Below are 6800 nucleotides of genomic sequence, written 5' to 3' on the forward strand. Positions count from 1 at the left end.
CCGTTACGACGCCAACGGCAGGAACCAGCGCTCGGCCAGGGCCTTGCCGATCAGGCCACGGTGCACGTTCACCACGGCCTGGGGGTTGTCAGCCTTGGCCAGCAGTGAGTAGTAGCTTTGCTTGCGCTGCTCCTTGGTTTTGAGGTGCGCGACGGTGTAATCGGCTTTGGGGGTGTCGGCATTGGCGTAGTGAAAGTGCGCGTACCACAACAGTTTTCCTTGCGGGTCTGTCAGCGCGTATTCCTGAATGAAATCCCGGCGCTCGCCACTCAGAGGCACGCGCTCGCCATACCGGGCCACACCGACCTGCTTTTGCTCGATCAGGTATTCAAGGTTTGCATGGGTGGGCGGTAGGTCCAGACACAGTTGCAGGCGCAGTTCGTCGCCCTTGGCCGTCAGCCGAGCGCCGGCTTCGAGCAGGTGCGTTACCAATGCCCGATCGGCGTTATTGCGGTCTTTTTCAGGCAACGCCTGGATGGCCTGATCCAGCTCCGTGGCGAGGCTGTTGAAGCGGTCGCTTTGATGCTGCATGAACTCCTGCACTTCTTCAGGGTGTCGGGAAATTCTGCGGTACTCGTTGCCGCGGCGCAGGTGCTCGTCCAGCGTGGCCAGCAGCTTGCGAGCCTCGCCCTTGACCAGGTTAAGGCTGCGCACGGCGGACGGTGGGCGCGCAGCAGCGGGCTGCAGGATTTCATCCCACACCTCACCTTTCTGCGAGTACATGCTCAGCAATTGATCGTTGTCTTCGGACCTGACCTCGACGACCTCTATCGGCAAGGTGCTTCCCGCCGGTTTCAGGTCGCCGATAAACGTGCCTTTCTTGCGCGTCCTGATGACTTTTTTCTGGGGCCTTCCTGGTGCGGTCGGAGGGCGTCCGGGCCGGCGTTCGCGCGGTTGGGCGACGGGTTTGATTTCGTCGGCCAGTCTGCGGGTGACATCCAGGTACAGCGCCTCAATCAATTTGAAAAGCCGGTTCGAATACGGTCTATCAGGGGCCTGCACGGCCACGATGCCTAGCCCCTGCAAGGCGTCCAACGCTCGGCCGTAGTGTTCGACCAGGCTGTCCAATACGCTCACCCGGTCACCGGCAGTCAACTCCAGGGTGTTGAGCTCGCTATGGGTACGCACGTGTTGCGACAGCGGTGACACGATGGCGTCCAAAGCCTGAAACGCCGGCGCATCTTCTTTGATGACCTGCAGCTTGAGCGTGCGAATCTGCAGGTCCTGGATTGCCAGCGCACTGATCTCTTGCGGCCGACCTTCCGTCAACCGCGTAAATGCTTGCGCACCAGGGGTTCCCTGGCCGAGCAGTTCGTTGAGGTGACGGTCCTTGGCTTGCAGCCAGTGGATCGAGCGTTCATTGATGTCCAGCAATGCCTTGATGAACTGTTCATGGCCTTCGGGATCGAGCATCACCGCCAGATCGAATTCGGCGCCCTGGACGGTGAATTTGCTGTTCGCCCTGTAGAGCGCTTGCCGGTCGGCTTCGGCGACCACCACCAGCTTTCGTGCGTTGTTGACGCTGTTTTCCAGGAGTACCGCCACTGTTTGCGCTGACAAGGGGATGTCCAGCTCCCGCCTTTCCTGTGCACCTTCGAGAATCTTTTGGTACGAACGGGTTTGTTGTTCCAGGGCGGTTTCGAAGCGCCTGCGCGTATCGGCACGCTGTGCATCGGTGTATCGCGTGTCTTGCTGCGCACTTTCCATGACCGCCTGGGCGACCTCGACTGTCCGGTTCTGCGTGGCCTGCTGACCCAGGAACTGCGCGTAGTCGGCTTCAAGCTCGGTGACTCTCTGAGCCTTGCGTCGGCGTTGCTCGGCAATACGTCTGGGCGGCATGCCGCCGCGCAGGCGTAGGCGGGTATCGAGGGTCCAGGTGCCCTGGCCGTCGGTACGCAGGTGCGGGCCGCGACGCGCGGAATCGAGCGAGTCGACGATGATCACCGCGCCGTTCCCAGGTTCGAGTTCCACCTGATACCACTGGCCGTCTACCAGGGCGTGCCAGAGGTTGTCGACCACATACAGGCCCTTGCGCGGCCCGTGCAATATCGGGGCAGGCAACACCCGTGGGCGCTGCGCCTTGTAGCCGGCCAGGCGCGCGCGTTGGCTGGCCGTCAAGCGCTGCCGCGCGTGGGCGAAGCTGAAGTCCAGCGGCGCAGTGTCGGCGCCGAGCAATACGCCGGGCAATGCCACCGCGCCTTGATGAATATGGGGCGCAGCTGGAACGGGCCATTGCTCGGCAACATGCGGCGGCAGCGGCAGGGAGGACTTGCGCGGGGTACCTGTGGCGACATGCGCCACCGTCGGCAATGGCGGGCCCTCCAGCAAAGCCAGGCCCAGGTTGAGCAGCAGGTCGACCGTGGCCAGTTCCCGGACCTGCGGGTCCGTGGATTCCTGGCCCTGGACGTCGTGTTCAAGGCCTGCGTACAGCGTGGCCAGCCAGGCGGTCAGCAGCAGCGGGCCGCGCAGTAAGGGGTACAACACGCTGCCGAACAGCAACCCACCGCCCTCAAGCAGTACTTGCCAACGGCTTTCGCTGTTGGACACCGATGTGCGATCAGCCTGGGCCACAAGCGCCTGGGCATTGCTGCTGTACAGGTACTGCATCAAGCGGCCGGTGAGCAGGCACTGGTGCAACTCGTCGTTCAGGCCATCGACCGACAACGTGGCAGGCTCCGGCGTGCGCACAGGGCTGAATTCATCGCCCTGGCCAAAGCGCAGGTAATGCGGCTCATGAAATCCATTGTTGGCGTAGATCGGCCGCGCGGAGTCGTCCAGCCAGAGCAAAACGCTCGATTGCAACTCTCCCGGTTCGGCAATGGCGTCGAACAAGGCCGCGCGGCTGTGAAACTCCCGAAGCGGTTCTCGGTACAGCGGTCGATACAGGATATGCGGCCCATCCTCGATGTTACGGGCTTCGATGATGTACATGTTCGCCACCTGGTCCGAATGGGCGCCAGGGTGGCTGGACAAGGCCAGATGGCGAATCACGATGTCCTGCTGGTCGGCGACGTCCCTGGCCGTCAGCGCCGCCACGCGTCGGGCGCCGGCGCGGGTCATGCCGCTGGCGTGTTGCAGGCTCAGTTCCAGGGCCAGCATCGGCAGCTGTACCGACACCTGATCGGCGAACAATACTTCGCGTTCGCGGGCTTGCTCATCGTCGCCGAGCAGTTGGGTCTGCAGTAGCCCGGGATAATGCCGGCCGATGTCGACACGTTCGATCAGCCCACCGCTTCCCGTGACATAGTCGGGCGTGAGCCAGGACGGCAGCGGCAGGCCCTGGCGGTGGTTAATGCGCATCTGGCCCTTGGGGCGGCTGGACAGGTTATTGACTGCCAGCTCGGTGAGGCCCATGCGTTCGTGCTGGATGACGCCTACGGTGCCTGGATAGCCGGCGGCGACGCTGAAGGTCAGCTCAAGTTGGTCGGGGTCCAGCGCCGAGGCTTCGGCGGGCGAGTTGAAGCGCAGTGCATCGCGGCGCAGCTCGTTTCGCAGGTTGTCGGCGGTGAACGTCTTGATATCTTTGATGCCGCTGAGGAAAGTACGCCCGCCCGCGCGTTGTTTTGCGCTGGCCAAGGTCAGGCTATAGCGACCGTACTCGGCCTTGGTGGCGCTGTCGGCGTCCTGCAACCAGGCCGGTAGTTGGGGGCGCAAGGTCGTGAGAAGGTCGGGCGCGATGGTCGGCGAGTCGGCAAAGAACTGCGCTGGATCGACGATCCGTCGGTATTCTGCCTGCAAGGCTGCAAACCCCTGGGTGGCGGGCAGGGACAGGGCGCCCAGTTGTTCCAATTGCCGGTTGAGGAGCAGGGCGGCCTCGTGATCGAAGGCGTTGGCGTCCGGCTCATAACGGCGGATGAGGATGTCATCGACGCGGTAGCCCGCGCCCTGGCGTTGGCCCCAGGCCTGGGTCAACGCGTCCATCGAGGTGAATGCCTCGATCTGCCCGCCGGGGTTGCACAGCAGCACGGTGGACGTGCCGTGGCTGGGGCGCGTCAGCACCAGCTCCGGCCCCAGTACGGTGACGCTTCGGCCAGCGCTGCGCAGGGTGGCTTCCAGGCAATAGGCAAACACCGCCTGGGCGCCATGACGGGCGCTGCGCTGTTCACGATCGGGCGTGCCGATGAACTGGTCGAGCATGTCCCGAGCCTGGTCATCCAGGTCGGTGCGACGCAGGGCGGCGATTCTCAACGTGTCCATCAGCATGTCCGCCAGCCAGCGCCAGCGGTCGTCTCTGCTGTCGTCGCGCCAATAGTCGCCTATGGCGTTCTGTAAGCCGATCGGCAGGGTCTCGTTCAGCTCCTTGATGAGGCCTTCGATCACCTTCATGTCTATGCGCGTTGCGGTGGTGCCGGGCAGTTTCAACTGGCGTGGAGGGTTGTCGGTCAGGTAATAACCGAGGTTGCCGATATCGCTGAAGTCCAGATTGACGACGCCGCCCAGGTAGTCATGCACCACTGACAGCAGCGGACGGAAAAACCATTGTTTGCCGTTCGGGGTCGCCAGTTGAGTCGCGGCCAGATCCAATCTCAGCGACGGATAGCGCTGGCCAATGGCGGTGGCGAGCAGGTGTTGAATCACCTGCTCAAGGGTCGGAAGATCGGCGAACTCGCGTGCGACCGCCAGGGCTGGGGTATTCACCCCGGCAGGCAAGGCGGAAGGAGGACTGAAGGGCGCAGCGGGGCTTGAGTCGGGCATGTGTATTCCATGGCGGCATGAGGAGTTGTGCCGAGGATGCCAAAGCGGCCGCGCAGGGGACCCATAACCGGGTACCTCAACCACACAAAACCCGCAAAGCCGCAGCGGATTAGCCTATCATCAGCGGTTTTCTTGACTGATGAATGATCCCGATGACTGCTTCCAGCCTGCCCGCTGAACTTCACACTGCCGACATGCTCGAAATCGATGGCTTGCATGCCTTTGACTTCACCTTCGACGAGAACGGCCTGCGCATCACCTGCATGGACGGCCGCGCCGAAAAGCGCTGGTCGTTCAGCCAGGCGCAGGTGCAGAGCGCCGCTTTTGACGACAACTTGCAAAGCTGGACCCTCACCGGTGAGTCGGGCGAACACCGCCTGGTGTGCATGAGCGCCTTCACCGGCAACAATAACGACGAGGAAGACGAGCATGATGATGCGTAGATTCTGGCCGCTGCTGATGGCCGGCAGTGTTGGTGCGATGTCGGTGCAGGCAGCGCCGGCGGACACCTATGAACTGTTGGTGGGCAGCTACACCGCCGGCACCAGCGAAGGCATTTACCGCCTGCAATTCGACAGTCGTACCGGGCAGTTCCAAGGCAAACCGGTGCTGGCGGCCAAGGCGGACAACCCGTCGTGGTTGACCGTATCCAAGGACCAGAAGCATCTGTTTGTGGTCAATGAAAATGGTCCGGGCCAGAAAGATGCGGTGGGGCGCGTGAGCAGCTACGCGATCGACCCGAAAAATCACCAGCTCACCCTGGTCAATCAGGTGCAGAGCCTGGGTAACGAACCGACCCATTCCAGCGTGGCGGCGGACGGGCGTTACCTGTTTGTCGCCAACTATTCGGTGGTGGAAGACCCGGGCGGCAGCCTGGCGATCCTGCCGGTGGACGCCGGCGGCAAGTTGTCGACGCCGGTGCAGTTGAGCGGGCACCCGGCCAGCCGCGTGAACCCTGAACGCCAGGCCTCCAACCACGTGCATTCGGTGGTCTCATCGCCAGATGGCAAGTACGTGTTCGTTCAGGACCTGGGAGCGGACAAGCTGTTCGCCTACCGGTATGACCCGACGACCAACCACGAATTGCCATTGACCCCGGCCAATCCGGCGTCGGTGCAGCTGCCGCCGGGCAGCGGCCCGCGTCACCTGCTGTTCAGCGCGGACGGCAAACACGCCTGGTTGACCACCGAGATGAGCGCCCAGGTCGCGGTGTTCGATTACAACGACGGCAAGCTGACCCAGACCCAACTGGTCGACTACGCCGCCGGGCAGCCGGTGTCCGACAAGGCCGGCGCGGCGTTGCATGCCTCCAGCGACGGCAAGTTCCTGTATGTGAGTAATCGCGGCACCGCCAACCAGATCATCGTATTTGGCGTGGACCCGGCCACCGCGCACCTCAAGGAGCTGCAGCGTCGCAGTGTGGAAGGCGACCATCCGCGCGAGTTCACCCTCGACCCGAGCGGCAAGTTCCTGTTGATCGCCAACCAGAAGAGCAATGAAATCGTAGTGATCGAGCGCGACCTCAAAACCGGCCTGCTGGGTAAAACCGTGCAGAAATTGCCGATCGATGCACCCAGTGACCTTAAGTTCCTGCTGCGTCAATAAGCCACAGGCCCCGTTCAGCGGGGCCTGAGCCTGTGTATTAATTGTATTAATAGCGGCTAATGTTTCAAAGCATTTCTAAGGCGCGGCCCTCGGGCGTACGTTTGGTTCCAAGGCCACCCCGGCCACACCACCAAACGTACACGAGGGTTACCGCCATGAACTTCAATCTGTTCTCCGTCATCGCCGCTTCCGCTGTTTCCGCCACCGTCGCCTTGCCGGCCGCCGCCAGCGTGGAAGTCACCAGCCGCACCTCCAGCACCAGCGCCTATACCCAGAAATACCTGCAGCAAAGCGCCAACTTCTATGCAGCCCTGGATCATAAAACCCAGCACTGAGCACGTCAGGCCACGGCCTTTTGATCGTTCCCACGCTCTGAACTGACCCCACAAAGTTGGACGATTTTCTATCTATGCCTGAGCGGCCTGAATTCTGTATTCAACAGGACTCAGGCCGTTTAGCTTCAGTCTGATACGCGAGTGATTGTAATACTGGATGTACTC

The 6800-nt window shown here is 62.3% G+C and carries 5 protein-coding genes; 3 read left to right on the forward strand and 2 right to left on the reverse strand.

Features of this window, described 5'->3' with window-relative positions:
- Positions 1-3: 3 nt before the first annotated feature.
- Positions 4-4695, reverse strand: coding sequence for a hypothetical protein (locus G7025_RS04725; RefSeq protein WP_181076952.1), 4692 nt, complete (start codon positions 4693-4695; stop codon positions 4-6).
- Between the two features lie 152 nt (positions 4696-4847).
- On the opposite strand from G7025_RS04725, the gene G7025_RS04730 reads away from it, so the two are divergent.
- The 3 genes from G7025_RS04730 to G7025_RS04740 all read left to right on the forward strand — a co-directional run bounded on the left by G7025_RS04730 (position 4848) and on the right by G7025_RS04740 (position 6635).
- Positions 4848-5138, forward strand: coding sequence for a DUF5629 family protein (locus tag G7025_RS04730; RefSeq protein WP_181076953.1), 291 nt, complete (start codon positions 4848-4850; stop codon positions 5136-5138).
- Positions 5125-6300, forward strand: coding sequence for a lactonase family protein (locus G7025_RS04735; RefSeq protein ID WP_181076954.1), 1176 nt, complete (start codon positions 5125-5127; stop codon positions 6298-6300). The genes G7025_RS04730 and G7025_RS04735 overlap by 14 nt, the downstream gene beginning before the upstream one ends.
- Before the next feature lie 155 nt (positions 6301-6455).
- Complete coding sequence (locus G7025_RS04740; protein ID WP_181076955.1) at positions 6456-6635, forward strand: hypothetical protein; 180 nt, start codon at positions 6456-6458, stop codon at positions 6633-6635.
- Positions 6636-6707: 72 nt separating this feature from the next.
- Here G7025_RS04740 and G7025_RS04745 read toward each other — a convergent pair.
- Positions 6708-6800 (reverse strand): IS3 family transposase (locus tag G7025_RS04745; RefSeq protein WP_181076956.1); only part of this gene is annotated, 93 nt, incomplete at its 5' end.

Source organism: Pseudomonas lurida, assembly GCF_013522705.1.
Lineage (GTDB): Bacteria > Pseudomonadota > Gammaproteobacteria > Pseudomonadales > Pseudomonadaceae > Aquipseudomonas > Aquipseudomonas quebecensis.

Bases quoted from the DNA above. Each gene is read 5' to 3' on its own strand.
- G7025_RS04730 (WP_181076953.1), top strand. From the start codon at position 4,848: ATGACTGCTTCCAGCCTGCCCGCTGAACTTCACACTGCCGACATGCTC.
- G7025_RS04735 (WP_181076954.1), top strand. From the start codon at position 5,125: ATGATGATGCGTAGATTCTGGCCGCTGCTGATGGCCGGCAGTGTTGGT.
- G7025_RS04725 (WP_181076952.1), bottom strand. From the start codon at position 4,695: ATGCCCGACTCAAGCCCCGCTGCGCCCTTCAGTCCTCCTTCCGCCTTG.
- G7025_RS04740 (WP_181076955.1), top strand. From the start codon at position 6,456: ATGAACTTCAATCTGTTCTCCGTCATCGCCGCTTCCGCTGTTTCCGCC.